Below are 12,453 nucleotides of genomic sequence, written 5' to 3'. Positions count from 1 at the left end.
GCGGCGATGACCGAACGGATCGCCAATGCAGTCTGTTGCTGTATGCCTTGCACCGAAAGGGATCTCAGGGTCGCGGAGCCTTATGGGTAATCAAGTGTCGCCATGGCGCAGCTGCATTTCCAGGATCGGTTCACGATCCACCTTGAAGGCGTGAAAAAAGATCTGGCGATAGGCACGCTCGATCACCTCATCCACATCCACTTGGGTGCGGGGGGCCTCATCGTTGCCGATGGGAAAGTTGTTGACTCGGGCGTTCTGGGTGATCGGCCGGGTCGCCAGCAGGGGCAGAGCCATGAACGGCAGGGGGAAGGACGAACCAGCCGAGAACTTAGAAACAGCCGATGAGCAAATAGGCCTACCGCCCCAAGACCTCACAGAGCTTCACTGCTTCGATGAAGCTCTGCGAAGAAATGACCGGCAAGGTCCGGTTCAGCCCGCCAGCCAATCGGCGGGAATCTCCTCGCTGTAGTCGTGGGTGCGCTCGAATTCGAAGGGGCCGGCCAGGGAGCCCCAGAGCTGTTCGTGGGTCTCGGGGTCATGCCCCCGGTCAATGGTGCGCATGCCCTGGCCATCGAGCTCGAAGCTACTCACCAGATAGGAGCGGGCACCCTTGCGCTCCACCAGACAGCGGCAACCGGGCTCCACCTCCCCCAGAAAGCCGCCGGCGGTCTCACGCACCAGGTAGGCACACCCCTCCAGGGGCCTGAGGTCCGTGGCGTCGATCAGCTCACGCCTTGCCGGGTCGTCCACGGCCCCCCAGAAGCGCTGCTCGTCGTGGAGGGCCTGGTTGTGGATGATCAGGCCGGTCTCGCCCTGTTCGGCCCGAAGCACCCGGATGCGGTAGGGGGCGGCCGGGTTGATGGCGTACGACTGCTCCAGCAGCAGCGAGCCGGGGGGCAGCTGCGGCAGGGGCCGGAACTTCACCAGGATGTGGGCGTAGAGGGGTGGATTCTCAAAGGCCTGGGCCTGGTTGCTGAAGCCGGCGCTCAACTGGCGCAGCAGGCGGGCGAGGGGACTGGTCATGGCGGGGATCCTATGGGCATCCCGACCGAGGCCGCTCAGAAGCCCAGCAGACGCATGCGGAAGGCGGCCACCTGGCGGGCCATGGCCGGATCGCTCTGCATGAAGGGGTGGTTGGCGCAGGCCTCGAGGATGCGCTCCAGCTTCTCGGAGGCGACCAGGCCATGACCGGGCTGCTGTTGGTCATGACGCTTCCAGGCCTCATCAAAGGCCATCGCAAAGCTGTCGGCGTTGTTGAACAGCTGGCCGTCCTTGTCCAGAAAGGGCAGAGGCATCAGCGCTGGGGGGGAAGAACAACAAACCCCTGCGGTGATCGGCGGGATCCAGGGGTGCGCGAAGCCCAGACCGCAGGGGCTGGGGAATCAGCGGAGGATTGGGGAGATGCCAGGACCCAGATTTGAACTGGGGACACGGCGATTTTCAATCGCCTGCTCTACCAACTGAGCTATCCCGGCCCGTCGCCTTCGCGACTCCGGGATAGTAGGGCACGACGTTCCCCAGCCGGCGCTCCGGGGTGCGGGCCAGGCAGGCCAGTCCCGCGACCTCCAGGCCCTGGGCCTCCAGGGCCTGGGCAGCGGCCTGAGCGGTGGCGCCCGTGGTGAGGATGTCGTCGAGCAGCCACAACGGCTGGCGCCGCCAGCGCGGCAGGACGGCCCGCCCGGCCGGGGCCAGCCGAAATGAGCCGCACTGGTTGCGCAGGCGCAGATCCCGGCCGAGGTGGTGCTGGCCCACGGTGGGACGACTGCGCTCCAGCAGGGGCAGCAGGATCACGCTGGGGTGACGGGCCATCGCCTGGCTCAGCTGGGCGGCGAGCGGATTGGCACGGCGCTTCCAGCTGGGAATCGGCACCAGCAGCAGCGGCCGCTGGCGGCTGCCCCCCTCGTGGAACAGCAACGCGACTAGAGCCGCAGCCAGCTCGGCCAGCACCGCAGGCGCGGGGGCCTGGCGCTGATGCAGCAACACCCGACGGAAGGCGCCGTCGTAGACAGCGAGCGCCCGCCAGGGGAGGGGTTGCGCTGGAGGGGCCAACCCCTCGACCTCGGCCCGCAGGCCTCCGGCCGGCAGGGCCAGCTCGGCGCGACAACCAGCACAGAAGCCCGGATCGCCGCCATCCCCACCCCGCAGCGACGGGTCCCGTGCGCCACCGCAGAGGGGGCAGCGGAGGTCGCTGATCAGGGCGAGGGCGCCCCGGAGCAGCTGCAGCAGCATGGTGGGCCCAACGACGGAACTGCCACCAGGGTTCCCGGGAACGCGCCGGGGAGATCCCCTCAGGCCGGGGTCTCGGGCCGGGGCAGGGCCCGCAACATGGTCACCAGGGTGCGGTGGGCGTCCTCGCTGTCGCTGAGGGTGTGGTCGAAGGCCACCCGCACCGGCTGGCCGTCCACCTCCAGGTGCATCGCCTCGGGCTGCACCGCGAGCATGCGGGCCGCGCTGGCGCTGCTCACCCCCCCGTAATGGCGGGCATAGGACAGCACCGCCTCGGCATGGTCCTCGTTCATGTGCTTGCAGATCCGATCGCTCACGGCGGGGGTGAGGGGGTCGGCGGCCATGGGCTGGGGGGATGGAGTTCCCCAATTCTGGGACCGGGAGCGGCAGGCGAGGTCGTCTGCACCGGCTAGAGCCAAGGCCCGGGCGCCGAGCCCGTGCGGGTTCAAGCCGCCCCGAAGCGCTGCCAGAGCAGCAGCCCCAGCCGCAGGGCGCTGAAGCCCACGTAGCCCGCCAGCACCACGAAGATCGCCATCGAGATCCAGGAGCGCAGGCGGTCGTTCATGGCGGGGGCGGCGGCTTGACCCCATCCTGACGGTCCGGCAGCGCCAGGGCCTCCGCAGCGGTTGGAGCAGTGGCGGCCGGAGTAGCGGCCAGGGCGGCAGCGGCCAGGCTCGCCATGCCTAGGGCGGCGCTGCAGTGGGGGCGATTCAGCACCGGCACCCCCAGCAGGCGCTGGCGCAGGACCCGCCACTGGGGATTGCGGGCGCCGCCGCCGATACTGAGCACCCGCTGCAGCGGCGGCGCCCCCAGCTCGGCCAGGCGCCGCCAGCCCTCGGCCTCGATAGCGGCCAGCCCCTCCAACAGGCCCTGCAGATAGAGCGCATCGCTCACGGGCCGTGGCTCCAGCACCGGCTCCAGGGTCGGATCGTCCACCGGGAAGCGCTCACCGGGGCGCGGCAGGGGGCGCAGGCCCAGCCCACTGGGGCGGCGTGGGTCGACCTGGCGGCTGAGTTCGGCGAGCTGGGCGTCACTGAAGAACTGGCGCAGCACGCCGCCGCCGGCATTGGAGGCCCCGCCCACCAGCCAGCGGCCCGCCACCCGGTGGCAGCTGAGGCCCGGCCCCTGGATCGGCCGCTCGCAGAACTGCTTGAGCACCAGGGTGGTGCCGAGCACGGCGATGCCATCGCCGGGCCGGGGATCGGCCGCCAGCACACCGGCGTTGGCATCGGTGCTCCCAGCCACCACCCGGCAAGCCAGCGGCAGCCCGAGCTGGTGAGCCGCCGCAGGCGCCAGGGCTCCGAGCACGCTGCCACTGGGCACGAGCTGGGGCAGGGCCGCCCGCCAGGCCTGCTGGGCGATGGTGCCGCTCCAGCACTGGCGCTGCAGATCCCAGCCCAGGCGCAGGTTGTTGCCCTCCTCGCCCCAGCGCCAGTCCGCCAGCAGCCAGCCCATCAGCCAGTCGGCCTGGTGGCGCAGCAGCCAGGGGCCATCCAACCCCTCCGCCTCAGCTTCGGCCAGGAGACGGAGTGCTCGGGCCAGGCTGCCGCTGGCACTGGCGGCCGATCCGCTGCCGCCGCTGAGGGCCAGCGCCGCCGGCGCCTGCTCAGGGCAGGCCTGGTGATACGGCAGGGCCAGACCGAGGCTCCCGGCCGGCCGGGAGGCATCGGGCCGGCAGAGCAGCAGCGTGCCGGAGGTGCCATCCAGCGCCAGGGCCGCCACCCGACGCCGCAGCTCAGTCGGCAGCTTGCCGCAAAGGGCAATCAGCCCCTGCCGCCAGCCCTCGGGATCCTCAAACGGGAGTGGATAGTCCGCCGCAAGCTCCACCACAGGCCCCCCCCCCGCTTCGACCAGGGCCAGCCGCAAACCGCTGCTGCCGAGGTCGATGCCGAGGGCTAGGGGGCTGGGTTCAGCCAGGGGTGCCGACAGGGTCGCCGAAAAGGGGGCCAGCGCCGCTGAGCTCAGCTGGCGCTGCCGGCGGCCACGCGGCCCGCCGTGGCCTGCTTGAGGGTTTCGGCGATGGCCTCCACGTTCTCCCAGGGCAGGTTGAGGTCGGTGCGGCCAAAGTGGCCGTAGGCCGCCACATCCTGGTAGAAGCGGCCGCCACGCTGCTGGGGCAGCTGGCGCAGGCCGAAGGCCTCGATGATCGCCCCGGGACGCAGGTCGAAGTGCTCCTGCACCAGGGCGGTGAGGTCGGCGTTGCTGATGGCGCCGGTGCCGAAGCTCTCCACCAGGATGCTCACGGGCTTGGCCACGCCGATGGCGTAGCTCAGCTGCACCTCCACCTTCTTGGCCAGGCCGGCGGACACCAGGGCCTTGGCCACGTAGCGGGCGGCATAGGCCGCGGAGCGGTCCACCTTGGTGGGGTCCTTGCCGGAGAAGGCGCCACCGCCGTGGCGGGCATAGCCGCCGTAGGTATCCACGATGATCTTGCGGCCGGTCAGGCCGGCATCGCCCTGGGGGCCCCCCACCACGAACTTGCCGGTGGGGTTCACCAGGAAGCGGGTGGTGTCTTTGGAGGGCTTGAGGGGCAGATCGGCGGTGGCAGGCTCAACCACATGCACCCAGAGGTCGGCGGCGATACGGTCGCGCAGGGCCTTCTCCTCGGAGATGCCGTCGATCTCGGCGGTGTGTTGGGTGGAGATCAGGATCGTGTCGATCGCCACCGGCACGTCGTCCTCGTAGACGACGCTCACCTGGGTCTTGCCATCGGGCAGCAGATAGCCGAGGGTGCCGTTGTGGCGCACTTCGGCCAGGCGGCGGGCCAGGCGGTGGGCCAGGCTGATGGGCAGCGGCATCAGCTCGGGGGTCTCATCCACCGCGAAGCCGAACATGATCCCCTGGTCTCCGGCGCCGATCAGATCGAGGGGATCGCCGTCGTGGTCGTCGGCCTCATTCACGCCTTGGGCGATGTCCGGGGATTGCTGGTCGAGGGCGATCAGCACGGCGGCGCTGCGGGCATCGAAGCCGCCGGCGCGGGCGCCCGAGTAGCCGATCCGCTCGATCACGCCGCGCACCAGGGTGTTGAAGTCCACCCGGGCGTTGGTCGTGACCTCGCCGGTGATCAGACAGAGGCCCGTGTTGACCACGGTCTCGCAGGCCACGCGAGAGGCCGGATCCTGGGCGAGCAGGGCGTCCAGCACCGCATCGCTCACCTGGTCGCAGATCTTGTCGGGATGCCCCTCGGTCACCGACTCAGAGGTGAAGACGTAGCGGCTGCCCATGCCTTCCGTGCGCCAAAAAGAGGAATCAGCCTATCCCTCGGCTCGGCGGCTTCGGTGTAGCCGGCCATGCAGGCCGTCCTCAGGCCCCCGCCTGCAGCTCGCTCCAGTGGTGGATCAGTGGGTGGGGCTCCGCCAGCGGCGGCGGACTGCTCCAGGCGGCGGTATAGCCCAGGGCCCGCTGGTGGGGGATGCCGGCCGCGACCGCCATGCGCAGGTCGCTGTTGGCATCGCCGATCAGGGCACAGTGGCGCGCCTCCAGTCCCAGCTGGGCACACAGGCCATGGACCGCGGCGGGATCGGGCTTGCGGGGCCGGTGCTCGGCGCTCCAGAACCCGGCGAAGAAGCGCCCCAGGCCGTGGCTGGCCAGGAAGTGCTCGATGCCGGCGATGTCGTCGTTGCTGATCACCGCGCAGATCACGCCAGCGGCCTGAAGGCGCTCCAGCATCGGCACCAGAGCCTCGGTGGTGGCACTGGTGGCCCCGCCCCCGGAGGCCCTAGACGCGGCCCGGCGGGCATCGGCGCGGTCAGCCTCGGCGAACACCTCCTCGCTGAGGGCCAGGGCCTCGGGCCAGCCCAGGCCCACCTGCACCAGGGCCGTGGCGGTGGAGATCAGATTGTGGTCGCGGCTGGCCACCGCCGTGGTGCCGGCGGGGCAAAGGGAGTCGCCACCCTGGCGCAGGCCATAGGCCCGCTCCAGCAGATCCTGCAGGGATGGGCGCAGAGGGACCGCCACCCGTTCCAGGCAAAACAAAACCCTGGCCGTGGCCAGGGTGATCAGCTGGGGCTCGCTGACGCTGAGGGTGCCGTCCTTGTCGAACAGCACCGCCCGCACCTCGCCGAGCCCCGTGCCGCGCAGCAGCAGCTGAGGCATGGGGGAACCTGGGATCAGTCGAGGGTGACGCCCATGGGCTCGTTCTCCTCAGCCTGCTCCAGCAGCATCTGCTTGTAGCGGGCAGCCATCTCCTCGGCCTTCTCAAACACCTTCTGGGGGTCGGTGAGCATGTCGCCGGGTTCGGGCTCGAGGGCCTTGGTGGAAAGGGAGATCCGGCCGCGCTCGGCGTCGAGGTCGATGATCATGACCTTCATCTGGTCGTTCACATTGAGCACCGTGTGGGGCGTCTCGATGTGCTCATGGCTGATCTCGGAGATGTGCAGCAGGCCACTGACACCACCGATGTCGATGAAGGCGCCGTAGGGCTTGATACCACGGACGGTACCGATCACAACTTCGCCCACCTCGAGGCGATTCATCTTGCGCTCCACCAGGGCGCGGCGATGGCTGAGCACCAGGCGGTTGCGCTCCTCGTCCACCTCCAGGAACTTGAGGGGCAGGAAGTCGGCGACGAGGTCTTCCTTGGGCTTGCGGGTGCTGATGTGGCTGCCGGGGATGAAGCCGCGCAGGCCTTCCACCCGCACCAGGGCACCACCTCGGTTGGTGGCAAACACCTCGGAGTAGATGGTGGCGTCTTCCTTCTGCAGCTGACGCACCCGCTCCCAGGCCCGCTGGTACTCGATGCGACGGATCGAGAGGGTGAGCTGACCGTCCTCGTTCTCCTCGCTGAGGATGAAGAACTCGCGCACCTCACCGGGCTCAAGCACGTCGGAGATGCTCTCCACCCGGTTGATCGACACCTCCTGCATGGGCATGAAGGCGGCGGTCTTGGCGCCGATGTCGATCATGGCGCCCTTGGGCTCCATGGCGAACACGGTGCCCTTCACCACGTCTCCGGGCTTGAAGTTGTAGTCGTACTTGCTGAGCAGCGACGCGAACTCCTCCAGCGTGAAGCCCACGCCGTCCATGTCCCGGGCCGCAGCGCGGCTGCTGGGGTCATCGGCGGTGGGCACCTCTTCCGGGATGTCGAGGTCGGCTGCGGCGTCGATGGCAAACTCGAGGTCGGCAGCGGCGAGATCGGCCTCACTGGCGTTGAGGTCGGAAGGGGTCACGGTCATGGAGAGTGGCGGACTGCCTGGGGCAGGGCGATGGAGTTCCCCACACCGTCCGCCGACGGCGCGTGGGGAATCCACGATCGTACCAACAGACCCTGTCCCGCTGGAACTGACTAGGGCGCCGTGACCCGATGCCAGCGCGACTCAGCCCACGACCGCCAACTTGACGGCAGCGCGACCCTTCTGGCCCGGCCTGCGGCTGAGGCCCTCCAGGGTGGCGACGAAATCACTGATGCCCTGGAACTGGCGATACACCGAGGCAAAGCGTACGTAGGCCACCTCGCTCATCTCGCTGAGCTGGGCCAGCACCAGTTCACCGATCTCGCTGCTGGTCACCTCGCGGCCGCTGCGGCCCTGCAGCTGCAACTCCAGGTCATCGACCACGGTCTCGAGCCGGGCAGGCTCGAGCCCCGTCTTCTCACAGGCGCGAAGCAGGCCATGCAGCAGTTTGCCGCGGCTGAAGGTCTCGCGGCTGCCATTGCGTTTGACCACCGTGATCGGCACGGTCTCGACGCGCTCGTAGGTGGTGAAGCGAAAGTCGCAGTGCAGGCACTCACGCCGGCGACGCACACTGCGACCCGAGTCGGCGGAACGCGACTCGAGCACGCGACTCTCGGTGTGCTGGCAGGAGGGACATTGCATCCCTAGGGATACCGCATGGGCGTGCCGCAAGTGTAGACACCAAAGCCCCCGATGAGAAGGGTTCTGGCGCAATGGATCTGGCGCCGCTGGCGCGAGCACCCCCCAGCGGAGCCTGAGTCTCAGCGGCCGGAGCCACAAAAAAGCCCCCGCCAAGGCGGGGGCAGAAGAGCCCAAACGGGCCCGGTCCGGATTCACTTGCCGATCTTCGGGGGATCGCGGAAGGCGATGGCGAAGAACAGGGTGGCGATCGCCAGCGTGAGGATCAGGATGTAAGCGAAGCTTTCCATGGGTTACCTCGGTGGAACTGGCGGTCAGCTGAGGGTGCTGCCGGCGGGGGGCACGAAGCCCTCCGGCAGGCGGCGAGTGGAGCGGTCGCCCAGTTTCTGGAACAGACCGAATTCCACCTGTTCGCCCAGATCCGGGTCAATACCGGCGAACACGTCGCGGTATAGGGTGCGGGCACCGTGCCAGATGTGGCCGAAGAAGAACAGCAGGGCGAAGGTGGCGTGGCCGAAGGTGAACCAGCCGCGGGGGGAGCTGCGGAAGGTGCCGTCAGAGTGATAGGTCTCGCGGTCGAATTCGAACGCTTCACCCAACTGGGCCTTGCGGGCGAGACGCTTCACGTCGGCGGGATCAGTGAAGCTCTGGCCGTTGAGGGCACCGCCGTAGACGGTGGCCGTCACACCGGTCTGCTCGAAGGAGTACTTCGCCTCAGCGCGGCGGAAGGGGATGTCAGCGCGGACGACGCCCTGGCTGTCTTCCAGAACCACTGGGAAGTTCTCGAAGAAGTTGGGCAGGCGGCGGACCTGCAGATCGCGGCCTTCCTTGTCGGTGAAGCTGATGTGACCCAGCCAGCCGGTGGGCAGACCGTCGCCGTTCACCATCGGGCCGACGCGGAACAGGCCGCCCTTGGCCGGGCTGTTTCCGACGTAGTCGTAGAAGGCGAGCTTCTCAGGGATGGCGGCGTAGGCCTCCGCCTTGCTGGCACCACCATCGAGGGCGGTCTGCACGCGGCGGTTGATCTCGGTTCTGAAGTAGCCCTGGTCCCACTGGTAGCGAGTGGGGCCGAACAGCTCGACCGGGGTGGCCGCCGCTCCGTACCACATGGTGCCCGCCACCACGAAGGCGGCGAAGAACACAGCGGCAATGGCGCTCGCGAGCACCGTCTCGATGTTGCCCATACGCAGGGCCTTGTAAAGGCGCTCCGGCGGACGGGTGGTGATGTGGAAGATGCCAGCGATGATCCCCACAATGCCGGCGGCAATGTGGTGGGCCACGATGCCGCCAGGATTGAAGGGGTTGAAGCCCTCAGGTCCCCAGGACGGCTGCACGGCCTCCAAGTGTCCGGTGAGGCCATAGGGATCTGAGATCCACATGCCGGGGCCGAACACGCCGGTGAGGTGGAAGGCGCCGAAGCCGAAGCAGCCGAGGCCCGCCAGCAGCAGGTGGATGCCGAAGATCTTGGGCAGGTCCAGCGCCGGCTCGCCGGTGCGGGGGTCCTGCCAGATTTCCAGATCCCAGTAGGTCCAGTGCCAGATGGCGGCCAGGAAGAGCAGGCCGCTGAAAATGATGTGGGCTGCTGCCACACCTTCGAAACTCCAGAAGCCGGGGTCAACACCGGTTTCACCGGTGATGCTCCAGCCACTCCAGCTGCCGGTCACGCCCAGACGCGCCATGAAGGGCATGACGAACATGCCCTGGCGCCACATGGGGTTGAGCACCGGGTCGGAGGGATCGAAGATGGCCAGCTCGTAGAGAGCCATGGAGCCGGCCCAGCCGGCGACCAGAGCGGTGTGCATGAGGTGCACGGCCAACAGACGGCCCGGGTCGTTGATGACGACCGTGTGCACCCGATACCAGGGCAATCCCATGGGGGTTTAGGTCCGGGGTAACAACCAGCCGTCCGAACCGGTGGACCCGGGGGCGGACAGCAGCACGACCGAGATGAGCTGGGGGGGGACCGCAGAGCGGAACCCAGTCAAGGCTCGATCCGTGCTGGCGATGGTAAGGGGTTCCATAGGCCCAGCGGATTGCCCCGCCTGGAGCTGAAATGAGCCGTGATGGGGCGCGGGGCCGGCCTGACGCGGGCCAGGCGACTCAGGGAGCTGGCGCGAGGCCAACGGCGCAGGCGCAGCGGTTACAAAACGCAACGCGACCACTCACAATGGAGGAGATTCGCCACCTCCGCCATGCCCGTGATCCGATTCGTGCGCGAGGGGCGCGATGTGGAGTGCTACCCCGGCGAGAACCTGCGCGAGGTGGCCCTGCGCGAGGGGCTGGAGCTCTACGGACTCAAGGGCAAGCTCGGCAACTGCGGTGGCTGCGGCCAGTGCATCACCTGCTTCGTGGAGGTGGTGGGGGAGAGTTCACCCGGCAGCCTCAGCGCCCGCACTGCCGTGGAGGAGCGCAAGCTGCTGCGCCGGCCCCAGCAGTGGCGCCTGGCCTGTCAGACCCTGGTGCAGCACTCCGTGCTGGTGCTGACCCGGCCCCAGGCGGGCCTGGCCGACGCCGAGGCGCGGATTGCGGCCGCCAAGGCCGAGCCCCTGCCCGCTGGCCCCACCGCCTGGCCCATCGAGGAGAGTGAGATTGAGAGCGCAGCCGATGAGCTCCCGCAGGGCCAGGATCTCGAGGCGAGGGCCCCGGAGCAGCCCGGCGGCGGCGAAAGCACAACGGCGGATGAAGAGGCCTGAGGTGAGCCGATCGGCGGTGATACGGTCGCAGGGCTCAATCCCAATGCCATGGAAACCAACGACCTCGGCTTCGTCGCCAGCCTGTTGTTCGTGCTGGTTCCAGCGGTGTTCCTGATCGTGCTCTATATCCAGACCAGCAGCCGCCAGGGCGGCTGATCGGCTGGTCGTCCTGGTCCGCCTTCGCCCTGACAGCTCGGCAGACCTAGAGCGAGTCCACAGTGCACCCAACACAAACCCCCGGTCGAGGCCCAAGGCCCTGACCGGGGGTTTGCTCATACCGCTCCAGATTCGGGTAGCGGGACGGCCTGCGCCTTCAGCGGCGCCCCTCCGGCTCGCGCACCAACAGCACCGGCGCTGGGGCGTGAACCCGGATGTAGTCGCTCACCGAGGTGCCCAGCAGGCGATCCAGGTCCACCAGAGCCTTGGCCACGAGCGGGCGCCGGTCCTGGGAGGCGATCACCACCAGGTCGGCCTTGTGTTCGGCGGCGGCGGCGCAGACCCCGCGGCCGATGTCGCCGGTGGCATGGACCGGCTGGAGCTCCACGCCGAGGCCCCGGGCCCGCTGAACCGCCTTCTCGAGCAGTTCGTCCGCGGGCGACTTGCCTCCGCGTGACGGGGTGATGTCCTGGCGGCTGATGTGGACGCCGATCAGGCTGCCGCCGGGGATGCCCCGCACCAGTTCGGCCGCCAGACGCAGGGCATCGTCACCGACGCCAGTGCCGTCGATCGCCACCACCACACGGTTGATGTGGCGCACGTAGAGGTCGTCGCGCACCAGCAGCATCGGCCGGGTCGAGAGCTGGAAGACGTACTGGCTGGCGCTGTTGCTGAGGATCGACTGGAGCCGACCCAGGCCGCGAGAGCCCATCACGATCAGGTCGCTGTCGAGCTCATCGGCCACCTTCAGCACGGTCTGCTTGGTGTCGCCCTGGCGGATGATCGTGTTGATCTCGCTGGGGTCAAGGCCCAGGCGCTTGACAGCCTCGGCCACGATGCCGGCGGCATTCTGCCAGTGCTCCTCGAAGTTCTCGCCGGCCTGCTCCGGCACCACGTGCAGCAGGTTGAGGCGGGCCTGGCGCACGGTGGGGATGTCGCGCAGCATGCGCACCATCTCCTCGACGTGGCCCTTGCCGGAATCGGCGATCAGAAGGTTGCGGAACACGGCTGTTGCAACGCGCTCCGGCAGCCTATGGCCGATTCGAAGGGCTGAGCAGCCGGGAGCGCACACCGTGATGGAGCCACAACTGCCCAACGGCTGGACCCTGGAGCGCCGGGTGCTGCCGCAGCACACCGACCACGCCGGGGTGATGTGGCATGGGGCCTATCTGGCCTGGCTGGAGGAGGCCCGGGTCGAGGCCCTGGCCGCCGCGGGCCTTGCCTACAGCGACCTGTCGGCACGGGGGCTGGAGCTGCCGGTGGTGTCCCTGGCAATCGACTACCGCCAGGCCCTGCTGCACGGCGACCGGGTGCGGCTCCATAGCGCGGTGCTGCCTCGCCAGGGGGTGAAACTGCCATGGCGAAGCCGCTTCATCGCCCCCAGCGGCGCGGTGGCGGCCGAGGCGCGCGTGGAGCTGGTACTGGTGGACCTCTCGGCGGGCCCCGATCGGCGGCGCCTGCTGCGCCGCCTGCCGGAGGACCTGGGCGCCGCCATCGAGCGACTGCAGCGAGGCCCCGCGACCAAGGAACGAGAGCAGGGCTAAAGTACGCCTGTACTAGCCCGGGAT

The 12,453-nt window shown here is 68.9% G+C and carries 16 protein-coding genes and 1 tRNA gene; 3 read left to right on the top strand and 14 right to left on the bottom strand.

Annotated features, from left to right (window positions below; translation table 11 throughout):
* Nucleotides 1-90: 90 nt before the first annotated feature.
* The 13 genes from CJZ98_RS10060 to psbB form a co-directional block, all read right to left on the bottom strand.
* Entirely contained in the window at nucleotides 91-294 is a 204-nt protein-coding gene (locus tag CJZ98_RS10060; protein WP_198537660.1) for a hypothetical protein, read from the bottom strand.
* Nucleotides 295-429: 135 nt separating this feature from the next.
* A complete protein-coding gene (locus CJZ98_RS10055) occupies nucleotides 430-1,023 on the bottom strand; it encodes a chromophore lyase CpcT/CpeT (protein WP_094590940.1) in 594 nt (197 codons plus the stop codon).
* 35 nt (nucleotides 1,024-1,058) lie between these two features.
* Nucleotides 1,059-1,295: a hypothetical protein gene (locus tag CJZ98_RS10050; protein WP_094590938.1), complete on the bottom strand. Its 237-nt coding sequence runs from the start codon at nucleotides 1,293-1,295 to the stop codon at nucleotides 1,059-1,061.
* Nucleotides 1,296-1,402: 107 nt separating this feature from the next.
* Nucleotides 1,403-1,475, bottom strand: a tRNA-Phe gene (locus CJZ98_RS10045).
* On the bottom strand, nucleotides 1,441-2,229 hold the full coding sequence (locus CJZ98_RS10040) for a ComF family protein (protein ID WP_094590936.1): 789 nt from the start codon (nucleotides 2,227-2,229) through the stop codon (nucleotides 1,441-1,443). Before CJZ98_RS10040 ends, CJZ98_RS10045 begins: the two co-directional genes overlap by 35 nt.
* Nucleotides 2,230-2,288: 59 nt before the next feature.
* Complete coding sequence (locus CJZ98_RS10035) at nucleotides 2,289-2,570, bottom strand: DUF2470 domain-containing protein (RefSeq protein ID WP_094590934.1); 282 nt, start codon at nucleotides 2,568-2,570, stop codon at nucleotides 2,289-2,291.
* Nucleotides 2,571-2,787: 217 nt separating this feature from the next.
* Nucleotides 2,788-4,092: an FGGY-family carbohydrate kinase gene (locus CJZ98_RS10030; protein WP_232756376.1), complete on the bottom strand. Its 1,305-nt coding sequence runs from the start codon at nucleotides 4,090-4,092 to the stop codon at nucleotides 2,788-2,790.
* A 95-nt stretch (nucleotides 4,093-4,187) separates the two neighbouring features.
* Entirely contained in the window at nucleotides 4,188-5,450 is a 1,263-nt protein-coding gene (gene metK, locus CJZ98_RS10025; RefSeq protein WP_094590930.1) for a methionine adenosyltransferase, read from the bottom strand.
* A gap of 79 nt (nucleotides 5,451-5,529) precedes the next feature.
* Nucleotides 5,530-6,321: an HAD family hydrolase gene (locus CJZ98_RS10020; RefSeq protein ID WP_094590928.1), complete on the bottom strand. Its 792-nt coding sequence runs from the start codon at nucleotides 6,319-6,321 to the stop codon at nucleotides 5,530-5,532.
* A gap of 14 nt (nucleotides 6,322-6,335) precedes the next feature.
* Nucleotides 6,336-7,400 carry a 30S ribosomal protein S1 gene (locus tag CJZ98_RS10015; RefSeq protein ID WP_094590926.1) on the bottom strand — a complete coding sequence of 355 codons (1,065 nt, stop codon included), beginning with the start codon at nucleotides 7,398-7,400 and terminating at the stop codon, nucleotides 6,336-6,338.
* Between the two features lie 141 nt (nucleotides 7,401-7,541).
* Nucleotides 7,542-8,039, bottom strand: a complete 498-nt coding sequence (gene nrdR, locus CJZ98_RS10010; protein ID WP_094590924.1) for a transcriptional regulator NrdR — start codon at nucleotides 8,037-8,039, stop codon at nucleotides 7,542-7,544.
* A gap of 191 nt (nucleotides 8,040-8,230) precedes the next feature.
* Nucleotides 8,231-8,326, bottom strand: a complete 96-nt coding sequence (locus CJZ98_RS10005) for a photosystem II reaction center protein T (RefSeq protein ID WP_006042122.1) — start codon at nucleotides 8,324-8,326, stop codon at nucleotides 8,231-8,233.
* A 24-nt stretch (nucleotides 8,327-8,350) separates the two neighbouring features.
* On the bottom strand, nucleotides 8,351-9,910 hold the full coding sequence (gene psbB / locus CJZ98_RS10000) for a photosystem II chlorophyll-binding protein CP47 (protein ID WP_094590922.1): 1,560 nt from the start codon (nucleotides 9,908-9,910) through the stop codon (nucleotides 8,351-8,353).
* A 318-nt stretch (nucleotides 9,911-10,228) separates the two neighbouring features.
* Between psbB and CJZ98_RS09995 the strand changes: the two genes are divergently transcribed.
* Nucleotides 10,229-10,729 (top strand): 2Fe-2S iron-sulfur cluster-binding protein, encoded by a 501-nt coding sequence (locus CJZ98_RS09995; protein ID WP_094590920.1) that lies wholly within the window; start codon nucleotides 10,229-10,231, stop codon nucleotides 10,727-10,729.
* Between the two features lie 48 nt (nucleotides 10,730-10,777).
* The gene (gene psbM / locus CJZ98_RS09990; protein ID WP_094590918.1) at nucleotides 10,778-10,885 is read left to right on the top strand and encodes a photosystem II reaction center protein PsbM; all 108 of its coding nucleotides are present in this window, start codon (nucleotides 10,778-10,780) and stop codon (nucleotides 10,883-10,885) included.
* Nucleotides 10,886-11,042: 157 nt separating this feature from the next.
* On the opposite strand, the gene CJZ98_RS09985 is transcribed toward psbM, so the two are convergent.
* Complete coding sequence (locus CJZ98_RS09985) at nucleotides 11,043-11,891, bottom strand: universal stress protein (protein ID WP_094590916.1); 849 nt, start codon at nucleotides 11,889-11,891, stop codon at nucleotides 11,043-11,045.
* Nucleotides 11,892-11,961: 70 nt separating this feature from the next.
* Between CJZ98_RS09985 and CJZ98_RS09980 the strand changes: the two genes are divergently transcribed.
* Complete coding sequence (locus CJZ98_RS09980) at nucleotides 11,962-12,429, top strand: acyl-CoA thioesterase (RefSeq protein WP_094590914.1); 468 nt, start codon at nucleotides 11,962-11,964, stop codon at nucleotides 12,427-12,429.
* Nucleotides 12,430-12,453: the final 24 nt, after the last annotated feature.

Source organism: Vulcanococcus limneticus LL, from assembly GCF_002252705.1.
Taxonomy (GTDB): domain Bacteria; phylum Cyanobacteriota; class Cyanobacteriia; order PCC-6307; family Cyanobiaceae; genus Vulcanococcus; species Vulcanococcus limneticus.
Note: the sequence above shows the minus strand (reverse complement) of the source record. Positions and strands in the feature narration are given on the sequence as shown.